Here is a 17,974-nt window from a genome sequence, read left to right as displayed (position 1 = left end):
TATTTTATAGGAAAAATTAAGATATGACCCTATAATCCAGGAGGTTTTTATGGAAATATTTATGCCTAAAGAAGTTAAATTCTTAATAGATAAAATATATGAAAATGGATATGAAGCATTTATGGTAGGTGGATGTGTAAGAGATAGTATACTTAATATTTTACCAAATGACTATGACATAACAACAAATGCAAAGCCAAGTGATATTATAGAGATTTTTAAAAATTATAAAATATTAGACACAGGAATAAAACATGGTACAGTTTCTGTTATTTTGAATGAGAATATATATGAAATAACAACTTATAGAATAGAAGGTGAATATGAGAATAATAGAAGGCCTAAAAATGTAGAATTTACTAATAATCTAGAGCATGACCTTAGGAGAAGAGACTTTACAATAAACGCAATAGCATATAATGAAAAGGTTGGGATAGTTGATAAATTTAATGGAATTAAAGATATTCAAAATAAAAGAATTAAAACTGTTGGAAATCCAGATGAAAGATTTGAAGAAGATGGACTAAGGATGATAAGAGCCATTAGGTTTAGTAGTAAATTAGGATTCGATATAGATAAAGATACATTAAATAGCATATACAAAAATGCACATATAATAAAAAATATAAGTTTAGAAAGAATAAATGATGAATTTACTAAAACTTTAGCTAGTAATAATCCACAAAATATAATTTTATTATATAAAACTGAAATACTTAAGAATTTAGGGATTTATTGTAAATTAGGTAGATATGAATATAATGAATTAGAAAAAAATTTAAATGTATTGAAATATTGTGATAATAATTTATTAGATAGACTAATAATGCTAGAATACATAATTTTAAATCAAATACTAAAAAATATTGATAAAAGTAAAAGATATAATTATTATTGTGAAAAACTAAAAAAAGAAAATATTATAAATAATCTAAGATATTCAAATAAAGTAACAAATTACTGCAATGAGGTTATTGAGTATATGCTCAATGATAGTGAGAAAATAGATAAAGTAACTATAAAAAGACAGTTAAGTAAAATTGGATATGATAAATTAAATAAAATACTTAATTTAAAATTAATATATAATGCATTTTTTAATAATAAAAATGAAGTTGAAATTTTAAAAGTATGCATTAATAATTTAKATGAAATAAAAAATAGTAAAGAATGTTATACAATAAAAGATTTACAAATAGATGGTAAGATACTTATTAGTTTAGGATATAAAGGAAAGGAAATTGGAAAAATTCTTGAATTTTTATTAGATGAAGTTATAAAAAATCCTTTGCTTAATCATAAAGATATTCTTATAAATTTATTGAAGTTATAAGTAATTTATGATATTAATATAGATTAGATAAAACATATGATTAAACACATAAAAAACTTAAAATATTTCTTTTATWGTTAAATAGTGCTATAATTGAATGTGATTTTAAAAAAGATGTCGGAGGTTTACAGTATGAAAGTCCAAGCACCTATAAAGGTGGATAGAAAAACTAAAAGGCTTGCTAAAAGACTTACAAGTGGAGAAATAGCAGTTATAAATCATGTAGATATAGATGAGGTAGCTGCAAATTCTTTAGTTGAATGTAAAATTAAGCTTGTAATAAATGCAGCAGAGTCTATAAGTGGTAGATATCCAAATAAAGGACCAGGTATATTAACAGAAAACAATATATTAATAATTGATAATGTAGGAGAAGAATTATTTCATAACTTAGTTGAAGGTCAAATAATAGAAGTTATAGATGGAAAGATATATAGAGACGGAGAATTACTAGGACAAGGAGAAGTATTAGGTAAAAAAGAGGTTTCAGAAAAGCTAAAAAAAGCATATGAAAACTTGTCAGTAGAATTAGATAGATTCATAGATAACACTATAGAATATGCTAAAAAAGAAAAAGGATTTATATTAGGAGAAGTTGAAATACCTCAAGTTAAGACTAATTATGCAAATAAGCATGTACTAATAGTTGTAAGAGGACAAGACTACAAACAAGACCTAAGTACAATCATATCATACATAGAAGAGATGAAACCAATTTTAGTTGGTGTTGATGGTGGAGCAGATGCCTTACTTGAATTTGGATATACTCCAGATGTTATAGTTGGAGATATGGATAGTGTAAGTGATGAAGCATTAAGAAAAGCTAATGAGATAATAGTACATGCATATACAGATGGTAGAGCTCCTGGTTTAAAAAGAGTAAACGACTTGGGGCTAGATGCTATAGTTTTTCCAGCACCTGGAACTAGTGAAGATATAGCTATGCTTATTGCCTATGAGTATAAAGCAGAACTTATAGTAGCATTAGGAACTCATTCAAATATGATTGACTTCTTAGAAAAAGGTAGAAAAGGTATGGCAAGTACATTTTTAGTTAGACTAAAAATAGGTGCAAAGTTAATAGATGCAAAAGGTGTCAATTTATTATATAGAAGTAAGTTAAAAATGAAATATATTTGGGCATTAATAGCAACAGCTTTATTCCCAATACTTATAATTGCATCTTTTACACCAGGTGTAAAACAATTTATACATTTAATGCAATTAAAGTTAAGATTATTATTACAGATGTAATTTAGGAGGATAAAAATGCATATAAATATGAAATACTATATAGTTAGTATAGGAGCTATATTCATATCTTTGGGAATTGGTATATTAGTAGGTTATAATTTAAATTATGATCAAGAACTAAGTAAGCAACAAGCAGGTATTATACAAGATTTAGATAAACAATTTAATACCCTTAAAGAAACTAATGATACATTAGAAAAAAACTTAGAAGCTGTAAAAGGAGATTATGATAAAGCAATAGACTTTATAAATGAAAATGTTGATAGTTTAGTTATAAATAGACTAGAAAATAAATCAATAGGAATAATATCTACTAATCAAGATAATAATTATACATCAGAAATTGAGGATATAATAACTAAGGCTAGTGGAAACGTAGCTTTTGATATAGTTTTAAGAAATAATATTTATGATGAGAAAAAGTTAGAAGAATTATCATCTAAATTAAATCAAGAGTTTAAATCGACAAAAGATGTTATGATTTATATTGAGAATGCTTTAAGTGAAAATAATGCAAATGAAAAGTTAAAAAATCTTGAAACTTTAGAAATAATAACAATAAATAAATTAAATGATAATTATCAAAACTATGATTCTGTTGTATTAGCTGGTGGAAATAACGGAAAATCAGGTAAAGAACAGTACGAAAAAATAGATAAAGTACTAATAGATACATTAAAAGATAAAGAAAAGAACATTGTAGGTGTTCAACAAAGCAATGCTAAATTTTCTTATGTAGACTTATATTCTGAAAACAAGATATCTACGGTAGATAATGTAGAAGAAGGTATAGGTAAATTATCATTAGTTATGTTACTTCAAGATAGTAGTGTAGCAGGTAAATTTGGAATATTAGAAGAATCAGAAGATATACTACCATATAAAAAATAAAAAGGAGAGATAAAAATGAATCCTTATATAAGTATAATAATACCAGCTTATAATGAAGAAGGTAAAATAAAAGATACTTTAGAAAATATAAAAGATATAGAAGAAATTAATGAAGTATTAGTAATAGATGATGGATCAAATGATAAAACAACTGAAATTGCAAAAAGTGTAAAAAGTGAAAAAATAAAAGTTTTTACACTAGATAAAAATAGAGGCAAGGGATATGCTTTAAATTATGGATTAAAAATAGCTATGAAAAATGCCTCAATAATAGGTTTTTTAGATGGAGATTTAGGATCAACATCTAGTGAAGTAAAAAAGCTTATAACTCCTATATTAAATAATGAGGCGGATGTTATAATAGCAAAGTTCCCACCAGCAACTAAAAAGGGTGGGTTAGGATTTGTAAAGAGATTAGCTAAAGAATCTGTACTAGATATGACAGGAAAAGAATTAGATGCTACTTTATCTGGACAAAGAATATTTAAAAAAGAAGTTTTAGAAAAATTTGAAGAAATACCATACGGATACGGAGTAGAAGTAGGAATGACTATAGATATATTAAAACATGGATATACAATAAAAGAAGTCCTTGTAAATATGACGCATAGTGAAACAGGAAGAAATTTAAAAGGATTTATACATAGAGGAAAGCAATTTTACCATATAAAAAAGGTCCTAAGAGAAAAGAAAAAAGAGTGGAGGTAGTATTTAATGAATAGTTATATACTGTATGCTATTTTAACTTTAATAGGATTATTTGGTACATTCGCCGTAATACCCTTATTTAAAAATTTATTAATTGATAGCAATGTATTAAGACCAAATTATAAGAAAGATATGATACCAGTTAGTATGGGAATAGTATTTTTACCAATGCTAATCATAAACTCTATAATATTGGTTTATTTCACAAGTGATTTAAAAAATATAATGTATGTATTTATATTTTTATTTGGATTAATATCTATGTTTTTTGCAGGTATATTAGATGATATTATAGGAAATAGAGATGTAAGTGGATTAAAAGGTCACTTTAAAAGCCTATTAAAAGGTAAGCTTACAACAGGTGGATTTAAAGCTCTATTTGGTGGATTTATAGGTATGGTTATATCTATAGCAATATCTAAAAATATTTATGACATAATTATAAATACATTAATAATAGCTTTATCTACAAATTTAATGAATTTATTAGATTTAAGGCCAGGAAGAGCTATAAAGGGATATTTACTTATATCAATAGGACTATTGTTTACATTAGGGAGATATACAAGAAATCTTTTACTATTAATACTTCCAAATGTAATTGCATATTTTAATCAAGATTTAAAAGCAAAGGCTATGATGGGAGATACTGGTTCTAATGTATTAGGAATATCTATTGGTATATTATTCGTAATGGGATACTCATTAAAAGTTAGAATTATTTGGTTAGTATTTTTAGTATTTATACATATACTTACAGAAAAATATTCACTAACTAAAATAATAGAAAATAATAAATTTTTAAATTTCATAGATAAGTTAGGAAGGTAACCTTATGATAAGTAAAAAATTAGGAATAGTTGAATCTATAGTAGATCAAAATGGAGAACTAGATGATATAAGAGTAAAGATAAATGGAGAGATACAAAAAGCTTATAACTATCCTAAAATTACAGGTTGTATAAATGTAGGAGACGAAGTTGTTTTAAATACAACAGCAGTGGAATTAAGTTTAGGAACAGGTGGATATCATTTTGTTATATCTAATTTAAATAATTTAGAGTCTGATTTTACTAAAGGTGGACATATAATGAAATTAAGATATACACCACTTCAAATTAAGGTTGATTCTGTAGAAGAACAAGAGAGTTCTTATCATAATATGATAGAGAATTTTTCTGGTTTAGATAATATGCCAGTAGTGGTGGGAAGTTTACATAGTATGTTAACGCCTTTTGTAGCATCATATAAAAGGTTAAATCAAAATAAAAGATTAGTATATATAATGACAGATGGAGCAGCTCTTCCTATATTCTTAAGTAAAAATGTACATACATTAAAGGAAAAAGGTTTAATAGATAATACTATAACAATCGGAAGTGCATTTGGTGGAGAATATGAATGTATAAATATATATACAGCTTTAATAACAGCGAAGGAAGTTTTAAAAGCTGATGTAGTATTTGTAAGTATGGGTCCAGGAATTGCAGGAACAGGAACTAAATATGGATTTACAGGTATAGAGCAAGGTCCAATACTTGATGCAGTAAAAAAACTAGGTGGAATGCCTGTATCTATACCTAGAATAAGTTTTGCAGATAAGAGAGATAGACATCAAGGAATATCTCATCATAGTATAACTGTTCTTAAAGAAATTGTTAATGTAGATGTTAATTTACCTATTTGCGAGTATAGTGCTGATAAATTAGACTATATTAAAGATCAAGTATCAAAAAATGAGCTAGATACAAGACATAATGTTGTATATATAAAAAATGAAAATTCTAAAAATGATTTAGAGCATTTTAATCTAAAGGTAAGAAGTATGGGAAGAAACTTTGAACAAGATAAAGAATTTTTTGAAGCAGCTAGTACAGCAGCTTATTACATAACGGAGGTTTACAATGATAGTAGAAGAGAAAACCATAAGTAGTGATAGGATATATACAGGTAAAGTAATAAGCTTAAAAGTTGATACTGTAGAGATTGAAAATAAAGGATATCAAAAAAGAGAAATAGTAGAGCATCCAGGTGCTGTAGGAATAGTGGCATTAACGGATGATAATAAAGTTGTTCTTATAAAACAATTTAGAAAGCCTATAGAACAAGCAATATGGGAGATACCTGCAGGTAAACTCGAAATAGGAGAAAATCCTAAGGAATGTGCAATAAGAGAACTAAGAGAAGAAACGGGATATAGTGCTAAAAATTTAAAATTAATACATAAATTTTTTACATCTGCAGGATTTTCTAATCAGAAAATATATATTTTCTTAGCAACAGGTCTTACTAAAGGTGAACCAGAATTTGATGAAGATGAAATTATAGAAGCATATGAGATTGATATAAATGAAGCTCATAATATGATTTTAAAAAATGAAATAGAAGATGCAAAAACTTCAATAGGAATTTTACTAATTAAAGAATTAATATAAAAAGGAATAACCTCCTCTTTTTGTACATACTATTTTGTAAGATACAAGAGGAGGTTATGAGTTTGAGAGGAACATATAATAAACATTATTTTAGAGAAATAAATAAACAATTAATAATTATTGGACTTATATTTTTAACAGCAGTAGTTATGGGTACATATTTAAATAAAATATGGCCAGATTATCAAAGTAAAATAGTAACTAGTGTTAATCCTATTGTAGAGTATTATAGCTCTAACATATCAGTAAGAAATATAGTAATGGCTAATTTAAAATCAGATATATCATTCATGATGGGTATTTCTTTAACAGCATTATTAGTAGTTACATTTCCTTTAGCTTTATTAAATTTTTTACTAAAAGGGATATCTATGGGCTATACTATAAATAGTATTATATTAGCTATGAAATTAAAAAGTATAAAGTTTATTTTAATAACTATATCAAAAAATTTAATTATTATAGTAGGATCAATTATACTTATTTTAATTTCTATCAATTATATAAAAGAAATTGTATTTGAACTAAAAAAGAATAAAAATAAAAGTAACATTAAATTTTTATTTTCAAGATATATTTTAAACTCAATAATTGTACTAGCTATAACTATTGGTTTACAAGCTTTACTAAACACTGTAATTATTAGTATTATTAAGTTCCTAGTCATATAAAGGAGTTTACTATGGAAGTTGTAAAGGAATATATAGACTATATAAAAGATAAAAAAAGGTTATCAAATAATACAATATCGTCTTATTATATAGATATAAGAAAATATATAAATTATTTGAATTCTATAAATTTAGAATTAAATGATGTAGTAGAAAATGATATTATAGGATATATAATAAATTTGGAAAAAGATAATGTATCTGTTGCTACAGTATCTAGAATGATATCATCAATTAAGTCTTTTCATGATTATTTATTCTTAAATCATATAACTAACAATAATCCGGCTAAAACTATAAAGAAACCAAAGATTGAAAAGCAAGACGTGGATATACTAACAGAAGAAGAAATAGAAGCTTTATTAAAATTTCCTAAATTAGATACACCTAAATTAATAAGAGATAAAGCTATATTTGAAGTATTATATGGAACAGGTATAAAAGTTTCAGAATTAGTTGATATGGATATTGATGATGTTGATTTAGAGTTAGATTATATATATTGTAATATTTCAAAAAATAAGAGAGTCATACCACTTTCAGATATAACAAAGACTTATCTAGAAAAATATATAAAAGAAGCTAGATTAAGTTTAGCTGATGAAGATGAGAAGGCTTTATTTGTAAATTCATCTGGTCAAAGATTTACACGTCAAGGCCTTTGGAAGGTAATAAAAAAATATGCAAATATTGCTAATATAAATAAAAATATTAATCCTAGTATGCTTAGGCATTCATTTGCAATCCATTTATTAAACGAGGGAGCAAATATTGCAGTAGTTAGCAAAATATTAGGAAATGCTAATTTATCTAGTTTACAAGCATATTTGAATCATATAAATAAAAATATGAGAAGAGAAATAAAAGAAAAACATCCTAGAAAATAAACAGTTAAAGGAGGAAGACCATGAATAGAATTATATGGATAGTAATTGATAGTGTTGGTGTAGGTGAGCTACCAGATGCAAAAGACTTTGGAGATGAAGGTGTAAACACATTAGGTCATATAGTTAAGGAATTTAATGATATAAAAATACCTAATATGATAAAATTAGGATTAGGTAATATAGATGGAATAGACTATATAAATAATTATGAATCTCCAATTGGTGCTTTTGGAAAATGTAGTGAAGTTTCACAAGGAAAAGATACAACTACAGGACACTGGGAGATGACAGGATTATTAGTTGATACTCCTTTTAAAACTTTTGAAAATGGATTCCCAAAAGAAATAATAGATGAATTTGAAAAGAGAACAGGTAGAAAAGTAGTAGCTAATAAGCCAGCATCTGGAACAGCTATATTAGATGAATTTGGTGAACATCAAATGAAGACTGGTGATGTAATAGTTTATACTTCAGCAGATAGTGTATTCCAAATAGCAGCACATGAAGAGATAATTCCATTAGAAGAATTATATGATATGTGTAAAATAGCTAGAGAAATAATGATGGGTGAATACGCAGTAGCGAGAGTTATAGCAAGACCATATGTAGGACCATGTAAAGGTCAATTTGAAAGAACTTCTAATAGAAGAGACTATTCATTAAATCCTTTTGACAAAACAGTTCTTGATAATATAAAAGAAAAAGGACTTGATGTTATAGGTGTTGGAAAAATAGAAGATATATTTAATGGTCAAGGTATAACAGAGGCGATACATACTAAAGATAATATGGATGGAGTAGACCAAACTATAAACTACATCAAAAAAGATAATAAAGGATTAATATTTACTAACCTTGTAGATTTTGACTCAAAGTATGGTCATAGAAGAAATATAAAAGGTTATAAAGAGGCATTAGAAGAATTTGATGCTAGAATACCTGAAATAATAGAATCTATGAATGATAAAGATATACTTATAATAAATGCAGACCACGGTAATGATCCTGCATATAAGGGAACAGATCATACTAGAGAATATATACCTTTATTAGTTTATGGTAAAGATATAAAAGCTAATACAAACTTAGGAACAAGAAAAAGCTTTGCAGATATAGGAGCAACAGTTGCTGATATATTAGGTGTTTGTGAAACTAAAAATGGTACAAGTTTCAAAAATGAAGTAATGAAGTAATTTTGGAGGACAGATAAATGGAAAACATATATGATAAAATACAAGAAAGTGCACAATTTATACAAAGCAAATGTGAAGTAAAACCTCAAATAGGTTTAATATTAGGATCAGGACTTGGGGTATTAGCAGATGAAATACAAAATCCTGTTAAAATAAAATATAATGAAATACCTAATTTCCCAGTTTCAACTGTTGAAGGACATGAAGGATGTCTTGTATTAGGTGAATTAGAAGGAAAAATGGTAGTAGCTATGCAAGGTAGATTCCACTACTATGAAGGTTATACTCAACAAGAAATAACTTTCCCAGTAAGAGTTATGAAGGCTCTAGGGGCAAATACTATAGTTGTAACTAATGCAGCAGGTGGAGCTAATACAGATTTTAAACCTGGAGATTTAATGGTTATAAAAGATCATATAAACTTAAGTGGAAATAATCCATTAATAGGTAAGAATGATCAAAGACTAGGACCTAGATTCCCGGATATGTCTACTGCATATACTCCTAAATATATAAACTTAGTTAAAGAATGCGCTAACAAATTAAATATAGAATTACAAGAAGGTGTTTATGCATTCTTTAGTGGACCAACTTATGAAACTCCTTCAGAAGTAAGAATGGCTCAAATATTAGGTGCAGATGCAGTTGGTATGTCTACAGCTCCAGAGGTAATAGTAGCTTCTCACTCTGGAATGGAAGTTATAGGTATATCTTGTATAACTAATATGGCAGCTGGAATACTTGACCAGCCACTTGATCATGAGGAAGTAATAGAAACAACAAAAAAAGTAAAATCAGAATTTTTAAGTTTAGTTAAATCAGTTGTTAATAATATATAAATATAATAATTAAGGAGAATTATTATGAGAGTTTACGACATAATCAGTAAAAAAAGGGATAATCAAAAACTTAGTAAAGCTGAAATTGATTTCTTCGTAGAAAAGTATTCAAAAGGTGAAATACCTGATTACCAAGCAGCAGCACTTTTAATGGCAATATATATAAATAAAATGGATAAAGAAGAAACTGTATATCTTACAGAGGCTATGATGAACTCTGGTGAAGTAATGGATTTATCTGATATAAAAGGCATAAAAGTTGATAAACATAGTACCGGTGGTGTTGGAGATAAAACTACAATAGCCTTAGCTCCATTAGTAGCAGCTTGTGGAGCACCAGTTGCTAAAATGTCAGGAAGAGGACTTGGACATACTGGAGGAACTTTAGATAAATTAGAAGCTATACCAGGATTTTCTATAGAAATGGATTCTAAGAAATTTATAGATTCTGTAAATGAACACAAAATAGCAGTTTGTGGACAAACTGCATCCATAGCAGTTGCCGATAAAAAAATGTATGCATTAAGAGATGTTACTGCTACAGTTGATAATATATCTCTTATAGCAGCTAGTATAATGTGTAAAAAGCTAGCTTCAGGAGCGAATGCAATATTACTTGATGTAAAAACAGGTGATGGAGCATTTATGAAAACTTTAGATGATTCATTTGAATTAGCAAAGGCTATGGTTGATATAGGTTGTGGAATGAACAGAGATACTATAGGAATGATTACTGATATGGATGAACCATTAGGATTTGCTGTTGGTAACTCTTTAGAAGTTATAGAAGCTATAGAAACATTAAAAGGAAATGGTCCAAAGGATTTTGTACTTTTATGTGAAACATTAGGTTCATATATGTTAGTTTTAGCTAAAGTAGCAAAAGACTTTGATGAAGGTTTAATAATGATAAGAGAAGCTATAACTTCAGGTAAAGCACTTGATAAATTAAGAGTATTCATAGAAAATCAAGGTGGAGATAAGAATGTCGTGGATGATTATACATTATTGCCACAAGCTTCTAAAATAGTTCCTATAAAAGCTAATAAAGCAGGATATATAAGCAAAATAGAAGCAGAAGAAGTTGGAATATCAGCTATGATTTTAGGCGCTGGTAGAGAGACTAAAGAAGATATACTTGATTTATCTGCTGGTATAGTGTTAGAAAAAAAGGTTGGAGACTATGTAAATGAAGGTGAYATACTAGCCTATATGCACTTAAATAAAGAAGAAAAATTTGAACAAGCAAAAGAAAGATTTATAAATGCTTATTCAATAGTTGAAGAAAAAGTAGAACCTAAAAAGTTAATCTACGGAGTTGTAACTAAAAACGAAATTAAAAAATTCTAATATTATGATTAAGAAAAGCCTAACGTGTAAAAAATAACGTTAGGCTTTTTATTATAAAATAAATTTACAACTTGTTCGACAAATTTATTGAATTTTTTTATGCTTAGATTTATAATATAAAGGATATAAATATGTATAAGGAGTAGATAACTTTATGAATATAAATAAAAAAAGATTAGGTATAGTAGGAGTAGTTTCTATTATATTTGTACTATTGATATCGGTATTTATATTTACATTTACACAAATGGGTCCATATGATAAAAATAATAAAGAAGGTATAGTAGTTGAAATACCACAGGGATCAACAACAAATACTATATCGGACATTTTATATAAAAATAAATTAATAAAGAATAAAGTAGTATTTAAATTATCAGTGAAGTTAAGCAATAAGGCACAACAATTTAAAGCAGGTAAATATTTATTTAATCAAACTTACTCAAATAAAGAAATAATAAATGATATGTCATTAGGAAAAGTATATAATGATGGGATAAAAGTAACTATTCCAGAAGGATCTACTTCTAGAGAAATAGTTTCTATTCTTGTAGACAAAAAATTAGGAAATGAAGATAATTATGAAGAGTTGATATCAAATCCTAAAGAATTTTATAATGATTTTAAATTTTTAAAAGAAGATGATATAACATCATTAGAAGGCTTCTTGTATCCATCAACATATTATATTGATGAGAATGCATCTGAAAAAGAAGTTTTAAGTACTATGTTAAGTAAATTTAATAAAATATATACAGATGAGTTAAGAGATAGGCAGAAAGAACTAAAAATGACAACAGAGCAAGTGATAAATTTAGCATCCATAGTAGAAAAAGAAGCAATATTAGATGTAGATAGACCTAAAATAGCTAGTGTATTTTATAATAGGCTAAAAATAGGTATGCCTCTTCAATCAGATGCAACTATACAGTATATATTCAATGAACGAAAGCAAATAGTAACATATGATGATTTAAAAATAGATTCACCGTATAATAGTTATAAAAATAAAGGACTTCCTCCTACTCCAATATCAAGTCCAGGAATAGAGTCAATAAAAGCTACATTATATCCTGAAAAAACAGATTATTTATATTTTGTAGCAAAGATGGATGGTGGAAATAACTATAGTACAAATTATGAAGACCATTTAAAATATGTAAAAGAGTATAAGGATGAAAGAGATAGACTAAATAAAAGTAAAAATAATTAAGGGTATTAGTTGATATTTAAACTATGGATTATGTCTTAAAATACTAAGATATAATCCTATATTAATGTTATTACTGTAAGGAGTGAATTAAATGAGTAATATAGTAAATAATTTAGTAGAAGATTATATAAGAACTACTTTAAAGGATAAAGATGGATTATTAAAAGATTTAGAAGTATATGCAAGTGAACATAATGTACCTATAGTACATAAAGAAGTATCTGAGCTTTTAAAAGTACTACTAAAGGTTCAAAGGCCAAAGAGAATATTAGAAATAGGTTGTGCAATAGGATATTCTTCTATATTATTTGCATCAGTATTAGATGAAGATGTGGAAATAATAACTGTAGAAAGAAATGAAAAAATGATTGAAAAAGCTAAAGAAAATATAAAATTAGCTGGATATGAAAATAATATAACTATACTAGAAGGGGATGCAGAAGAATTATTAAAAGAAGTTGAAGGACCTTTTGATATGATATTTATGGATGCAGCTAAAGGGCAGTATAAGTTATTCTATGATATGGTAATAGATAAATTAAGAGTAGATGGATTATTAATTTCGGACAATATATTATATAAAGGAATGGTAGCTCACGATGACTTTGTTATAAGAAGAAAAAAAACCATAGTAAAGAGAATGAGAAACTATTTAGATTATATATGTAAATGTGAATATTTATCTACATCACTAATACCAATAGGAGATGGAGTTGCATTAAGTTATAAAAATAATAATAGAGGTGATATGAATGCATAAGGTAGAGTTACTAGCAGAAGCTTTTAATTTAAACTCATTAAAATTAAATATAGAAAATGGGTGTGATGCAGTTTTTATAGGTGATGAACTTAAAAACTTTTCTATAGATGAATTAAAGAACAGTGTAGAGTATGCTCATAATCGAGGAAAAAAAGTTTTTGTATCACTTAATAAAATACCTCATGAAAAAGATATAAATGAAATTAAAAAATATATAAAATCTTTAGTAGAAACAGGAATAGATGCTATAGTAGTAATAGAACCAGGTATGTTGACTATTGTTAAAGAGGTATCAAAAGATGTAACTGTGCATTTAAGTGATCAGGCTAATATAACTAATTATGAAACTGCACAATTTTGGTATAATCAAGGTATAAAGAGAATGATTGTTTCAAAAGAATTATCATGTGAAGAAATAGGTCAAATAAGATTAAACTGCCCTGTTGATATGGAAATCGAAGCATTAGTTCATGGATCATTATTTATATCACATTCAGGTAGAAAATTATTAAGTAATTTTTTAACTGGTAAAAATGCTAATAATGAAAATAATATAAAATCTAAACAATACAATTTAGTTGAGGAAAAAAGACCAGGAAAATATTTCCCTGTATATGAAGATGAAAGAGGTACATTTTTATTTAATACAGAAGATTTATGTATGATAGAATATATACCAGAACTTATAAAATGCGGTATAACAAGCCTTAGAATTGATGGAAGAATGAAGGATGAACAATATGTTGCAACAGCTGTAGCTGCATATAGAAAAGCAATAGATGCTTTTTATGAAAATCCTAATACTTGGGAATTTGATCCTCTTTGGTTAGAAGATTTAAATAAATTAAATAATAGGAATTTTACATCAGGATTTTATTTAAATAATCCTAACAAAGACGAGTAAAATAAAGCTATATTATATATTAAGGAGAATTGACAWTATGAACAAGAAGAGACCACTTATAATAGGTATAACAGGAGGAACAGGATCAGGTAAGAGTACAGTTTGTAAAGCTATAATAGAAAATATACCTGAAGAAAACATAGCTACATTAGAGCAAGATGCATATTACAAAGATCAATCTCATTTAACTTTTGAAGAAAGATTAAAAACAAATTACGATCATCCACTTTCTTTTGATAATAAATTACTTATAAAGCACTTAGATGAACTATGTGAAGGTAAAACTATAGAAAAACCAATATACGACTATGAATTACACACTAGAAAGCAAAATGAAACAGTTACTATAGCTCCTAAGGATATAATTATAGTTGAAGGTATAATGATATTTGAAGATGAAGAACTAAGAGATAAATTAGATATAAAAATATATGTAGATACAGAAGATGATATAAGAATACTTAGAAGAATACAAAGAGATATAAAAGAGAGAGGAAGAACTGTAGATTCAGTTATAGAACAATACTTATCAACAGTTAAGCCTGCCCATGATCAATTTATAGAACCTTATAAAAAATATGCAGATATAATAATGCCAGAAGGTGGACAAAACGAAGTTGCAATAGATATAGTTATAACTAAAATAAAAACTCAATTAAATTAATTATAATAAAGTATTAACCCCTTAGATATTGTTAAAAATAGTAAATATCTAAGGGGTGATTTTATGCAAAAAAAAACGACTTTACCAAAGCGAATAATAAGAAGAACACATAGTATATTTTTAATATTTATAATAGGATATTTAGTTTTAATATATARAACTGCAGATATTCAAATTATAAATTCTGACTTATACAAAGAAAAAGTTGAAAGTCAAAATACTAGAAAAATAGAGCTAAATAGTGGAAGAGGAACTGTATATGATAGAAATGATAAGCCTCTAACTGATAATCAAATATCTAAAATCATAGTAGCAACTAAAGAAGAAATATTAACTGATAATAAAATTAAAAATTTAGTAGATAAAGTAATTAGAGACTCGGATGGAGAACTAAAAAAAGATGTACAATATAATGTTTTAGAATCAGTAGTAGAAATTGAAGTAAAAGAGATAGATTCTAATACTGAAAAATTATTAGAAGAAAGTGGTGTAATAGTAGAAGAAAGAAAATTAAGGTATTCATCAGATGGACTTTTATCTCATACTATAGGATATATAAATAGTGTAGATAAGATAGGACAATATGGAATTGAAAAAAGCATGGAAGATTTATTAAATAATTCTCATGAAGAATATATTTCTGTTTTTAAAGCTGGTCAAGCTGGAAATGAAGGAAATGAAAATATAGGAATACTAAAAGGAACTATACAGACAATAGATCAAAATAATGACGATAGACATATAAAGTTAACTATAGACCAAGATATACAAAAAATTGTTGAAAGCGTAGCTGATAAGGAAGAAAACCCTAGTGCAATAGTAGTATCAGATGTAGATACAGGAGAGATATTAGCTATAAGTTCTAGACCAAACTTTGATCAGAATAACTTATCTCAATATATCACTAGTAAAAATGGAGAAACTATGAATAGGGCAATTCAGGTTAGTTACCCTGTTGGTTCTATATTTAAGATAGTAGTCCTTTATGCTGCACTAGAAAATAATATAATAGATGAAAATTATGAATATGATTGTAGTGGAAATATAAGTATAGGTAAAAATAATGAAATTTTAAATTGTAATAAATTAGATGGACATGGAGTACAAACTTTAAAAGAAGCTTTTTCTAATTCGTGTAATCCGGCATTTTTAGATATAGCTATGAAAGTTGGTAAAGATGAAATAATAGAAGCAGCTAAAAAACTAAAACTAAGTCAAAAGATAGATATAGGATTGGATGAAGAAAAATCACGAGATATTCCAAATGATATTTCTATAAGAAATTTAGCAATAGGACAAGGTAGTATGGAATTTACACCTATACAAGTTAACCAAATGACTCAAATAATAGCTAATAATGGTACATATAAGCAACTTTATTTATATGATAGTATATTAGATTCAAATAAAAATATTATAAAAACATTAAAAGGTTCTAAAAATCAAGATATAATATCACCATATTCAATAACTAAAGTAAAAGAAATGATGAAAAATGTATCTAAGGAAGGTACTGGAAAGGATTTAAATGATTTACCAGGTGGGTGTGGTGTAAAAACAGGAACAGCTCAAAGTACTATAAATAATATAAAGGTAAATCATAGCTGGATAACTGGATTTTATCCAGAAAATAACCCTAAATATGCAATAACTGTGTTAGTAGAAGGAAATGAAAATGGAAATAAATCATCAATACCTTTATTCAAAGAAATATGCATAAAAATAAATAATAAAAAATAAAATTAAAGTTAGCAATTAGACAAGGTCACCTTCATATAATTTACAATGATATGTAATTAAAAGGGGGGTGTCCTTTTGACTATAATAAAATCATTTGAAAAGCCATTAACCCCTGAAGAAGAAGTAAAATATCTAACAAAATTTAAAGAAGAGCAAGATGAACATGCAAAGGAAGTTTTAATAGAGAGAAACATGAGATTAGTAGCCCATATAGCTAAAAAATACAATAATTCTAATGAGGATCAAGATGATTTAATATCTATAGGAACTATAGGATTAATTAAAGCAATAGAAACTTACAATATAGATAAAGGTACCAGACTTGCAACATATGCATCTAAATGTATTGAAAATGAAATMCTTATGAATATTAGAACTAATAAGAAAAATAAGGTGCAAGTATCTCTTCAAGACCCAATAGGTATGGATAAGGAAGGAAATGAAATTAGCCTTATTGATATTTTAGGGACAGATATTGATTATATATTAGATCAAGTAGAACTAAAGGTTCAAATTAGTAAGTTGTATGAACAATTAGATAAAATACTGACTAAAAGAGAGAAGGAAATAATACTATTAAGGTATGGCCTTACTACATGTGGATATAAAACACAAAGGGAGATAGCTGAAAAATTAGAAATATCAAGGTCTTATGTATCTAGAATTGAGAAAAGAGCTTTAAAAAAATTAAGAAAAGAGCTAAAATCTGAAAAAAGCCTTATTTAAATAAATAAGGCTTTTTTTGTTGAAAAAATCATAGATTAGACAGTTAAAAACGACAAAAAAACTTATATGAATCTGCTAACATTACTTATATAGCAAAAAAGAGAATATTACCTTATTTTATATATCAGATTTAGTTAAAAAACAATTAATTTTAGATAAAGTTTATGAATTTAGAAAAAGGATGGTGATTATTATAATGGATTTATATAAATATAAGGAATTATTAGAAGTTATAAATATAATTGTTATATTTTCTATACCCATGGTATCTGTAATATTTTATACATTAAATAAAGACACTAATCTATTAATAGAATCTATTATATATATATTAGAATTTTTTATGTACATATTATTAATTAATCCTAATAAAACAATAAATATTATAATACTAGGTATAATATTT

The 17,974-nt window shown here is 26.4% G+C and carries 19 protein-coding genes; all 19 read left to right on the top strand.

The features are described from left to right. The first annotated feature begins 49 nt into the window (after positions 1 to 49). Positions 50 to 1,333, top strand: coding sequence for a CCA tRNA nucleotidyltransferase (locus G3997_RS07715; protein ID WP_296645119.1), 1,284 nt, complete (start codon positions 50 to 52; stop codon positions 1,331 to 1,333). Positions 1,334 to 1,465: 132 nt separating this feature from the next. Further along, the gene (steA, locus tag G3997_RS07710; protein WP_296645117.1) at positions 1,466 to 2,587 is read left to right on the top strand and encodes a putative cytokinetic ring protein SteA; all 1,122 of its coding nucleotides are present in this window, start codon (positions 1,466 to 1,468) and stop codon (positions 2,585 to 2,587) included. A 15-nt stretch (positions 2,588 to 2,602) separates the two neighbouring features. Next, entirely contained in the window at positions 2,603 to 3,478 is an 876-nt protein-coding gene (locus G3997_RS07705) for a copper transporter (RefSeq protein ID WP_296645115.1), read from the top strand. Between the two features lie 15 nt (positions 3,479 to 3,493). Beyond that, a complete protein-coding gene (locus G3997_RS07700; protein ID WP_296645112.1) occupies positions 3,494 to 4,186 on the top strand; it encodes a glycosyltransferase family 2 protein in 693 nt (230 codons plus the stop codon). Positions 4,187 to 4,192: 6 nt separating this feature from the next. Beyond that, entirely contained in the window at positions 4,193 to 5,017 is an 825-nt protein-coding gene (locus G3997_RS07695; RefSeq protein ID WP_296645108.1) for a glycosyl transferase, read from the top strand. A gap of 4 nt (positions 5,018 to 5,021) precedes the next feature. Further along, on the top strand, positions 5,022 to 6,119 hold the full coding sequence (locus tag G3997_RS07690) for a DUF3866 family protein (protein ID WP_296645105.1): 1,098 nt from the start codon (positions 5,022 to 5,024) through the stop codon (positions 6,117 to 6,119). After that, positions 6,091 to 6,621 (top strand): NUDIX hydrolase, encoded by a 531-nt coding sequence (locus G3997_RS07685; RefSeq protein WP_296645104.1) that lies wholly within the window; start codon positions 6,091 to 6,093, stop codon positions 6,619 to 6,621. The genes G3997_RS07690 and G3997_RS07685 overlap by 29 nt, the downstream gene beginning before the upstream one ends. A gap of 62 nt (positions 6,622 to 6,683) precedes the next feature. Then, positions 6,684 to 7,292 carry a hypothetical protein gene (locus G3997_RS07680; RefSeq protein ID WP_296645102.1) on the top strand — a complete coding sequence of 203 codons (609 nt, stop codon included), beginning with the start codon at positions 6,684 to 6,686 and terminating at the stop codon, positions 7,290 to 7,292. Between the two features lie 11 nt (positions 7,293 to 7,303). Further along, entirely contained in the window at positions 7,304 to 8,179 is an 876-nt protein-coding gene (locus tag G3997_RS07675) for a tyrosine-type recombinase/integrase (RefSeq protein ID WP_296645100.1), read from the top strand. 20 nt (positions 8,180 to 8,199) lie between these two features. Next, positions 8,200 to 9,372 carry a phosphopentomutase gene (locus tag G3997_RS07670; protein ID WP_296645098.1) on the top strand — a complete coding sequence of 391 codons (1,173 nt, stop codon included), beginning with the start codon at positions 8,200 to 8,202 and terminating at the stop codon, positions 9,370 to 9,372. 17 nt (positions 9,373 to 9,389) lie between these two features. Then, positions 9,390 to 10,211: a purine-nucleoside phosphorylase gene (locus G3997_RS07665; protein ID WP_296645096.1), complete on the top strand. Its 822-nt coding sequence runs from the start codon at positions 9,390 to 9,392 to the stop codon at positions 10,209 to 10,211. A 24-nt stretch (positions 10,212 to 10,235) separates the two neighbouring features. Further along, positions 10,236 to 11,561, top strand: a complete 1,326-nt coding sequence (locus G3997_RS07660) for a pyrimidine-nucleoside phosphorylase (RefSeq protein WP_296645095.1) — start codon at positions 10,236 to 10,238, stop codon at positions 11,559 to 11,561. Between the two features lie 154 nt (positions 11,562 to 11,715). Continuing rightward, positions 11,716 to 12,774: an endolytic transglycosylase MltG gene (gene mltG, locus G3997_RS07655; protein ID WP_296645093.1), complete on the top strand. Its 1,059-nt coding sequence runs from the start codon at positions 11,716 to 11,718 to the stop codon at positions 12,772 to 12,774. Positions 12,775 to 12,865: 91 nt separating this feature from the next. Continuing rightward, positions 12,866 to 13,534 carry an O-methyltransferase gene (locus tag G3997_RS07650; protein ID WP_296645091.1) on the top strand — a complete coding sequence of 223 codons (669 nt, stop codon included), beginning with the start codon at positions 12,866 to 12,868 and terminating at the stop codon, positions 13,532 to 13,534. Beyond that, positions 13,527 to 14,438, top strand: a complete 912-nt coding sequence (locus G3997_RS07645; protein WP_296645089.1) for a peptidase U32 family protein — start codon at positions 13,527 to 13,529, stop codon at positions 14,436 to 14,438. The genes G3997_RS07650 and G3997_RS07645 overlap by 8 nt, the downstream gene beginning before the upstream one ends. A gap of 37 nt (positions 14,439 to 14,475) precedes the next feature. Further along, complete coding sequence (udk, locus tag G3997_RS07640; protein ID WP_296645088.1) at positions 14,476 to 15,102, top strand: uridine kinase; 627 nt, start codon at positions 14,476 to 14,478, stop codon at positions 15,100 to 15,102. A gap of 63 nt (positions 15,103 to 15,165) precedes the next feature. Next, complete coding sequence (locus G3997_RS07635) at positions 15,166 to 16,842, top strand: peptidoglycan D,D-transpeptidase FtsI family protein (protein WP_296645086.1); 1,677 nt, start codon at positions 15,166 to 15,168, stop codon at positions 16,840 to 16,842. 75 nt (positions 16,843 to 16,917) lie between these two features. Continuing rightward, on the top strand, positions 16,918 to 17,568 hold the full coding sequence (gene sigK / locus G3997_RS07630; RefSeq protein ID WP_296645084.1) for an RNA polymerase sporulation sigma factor SigK: 651 nt from the start codon (positions 16,918 to 16,920) through the stop codon (positions 17,566 to 17,568). Positions 17,569 to 17,764: 196 nt separating this feature from the next. Continuing rightward, positions 17,765 to 17,974 (top strand): hypothetical protein (locus G3997_RS07625; protein ID WP_296645082.1); only part of this gene is annotated, 210 nt, incomplete at its 3' end.

It is taken from the genome of Romboutsia sp. 13368, assembly GCF_018336475.1.
GTDB lineage: Bacteria > Bacillota > Clostridia > Peptostreptococcales > Peptostreptococcaceae > Romboutsia.
Note: the sequence above shows the minus strand (reverse complement) of the source record. Positions and strands in the feature narration are given on the sequence as shown.

What these genes read in the sequence shown, in the direction of transcription:
- steA (WP_296645117.1), top strand. Translation starts at nt 1,466, where the DNA reads ATGAAAGTCCAAGCACCTATAAAGGTGGATAGAAAAACTAAAAGGCTT.
- G3997_RS07705 (WP_296645115.1), top strand. Translation starts at nt 2,603, where the DNA reads ATGCATATAAATATGAAATACTATATAGTTAGTATAGGAGCTATATTC.
- G3997_RS07700 (WP_296645112.1), top strand. Translation starts at nt 3,494, where the DNA reads ATGAATCCTTATATAAGTATAATAATACCAGCTTATAATGAAGAAGGT.
- G3997_RS07695 (WP_296645108.1), top strand. Translation starts at nt 4,193, where the DNA reads ATGAATAGTTATATACTGTATGCTATTTTAACTTTAATAGGATTATTT.
- G3997_RS07690 (WP_296645105.1), top strand. Translation starts at nt 5,022, where the DNA reads ATGATAAGTAAAAAATTAGGAATAGTTGAATCTATAGTAGATCAAAAT.
- G3997_RS07685 (WP_296645104.1), top strand. Translation starts at nt 6,091, where the DNA reads ATGATAGTAGAAGAGAAAACCATAAGTAGTGATAGGATATATACAGGT.
- G3997_RS07675 (WP_296645100.1), top strand. Translation starts at nt 7,304, where the DNA reads ATGGAAGTTGTAAAGGAATATATAGACTATATAAAAGATAAAAAAAGG.
- G3997_RS07670 (WP_296645098.1), top strand. Translation starts at nt 8,200, where the DNA reads ATGAATAGAATTATATGGATAGTAATTGATAGTGTTGGTGTAGGTGAG.
- G3997_RS07665 (WP_296645096.1), top strand. Translation starts at nt 9,390, where the DNA reads ATGGAAAACATATATGATAAAATACAAGAAAGTGCACAATTTATACAA.
- mltG (WP_296645093.1), top strand. Translation starts at nt 11,716, where the DNA reads ATGAATATAAATAAAAAAAGATTAGGTATAGTAGGAGTAGTTTCTATT.
- G3997_RS07650 (WP_296645091.1), top strand. Translation starts at nt 12,866, where the DNA reads ATGAGTAATATAGTAAATAATTTAGTAGAAGATTATATAAGAACTACT.
- G3997_RS07645 (WP_296645089.1), top strand. Translation starts at nt 13,527, where the DNA reads ATGCATAAGGTAGAGTTACTAGCAGAAGCTTTTAATTTAAACTCATTA.
- udk (WP_296645088.1), top strand. Translation starts at nt 14,476, where the DNA reads ATGAACAAGAAGAGACCACTTATAATAGGTATAACAGGAGGAACAGGA.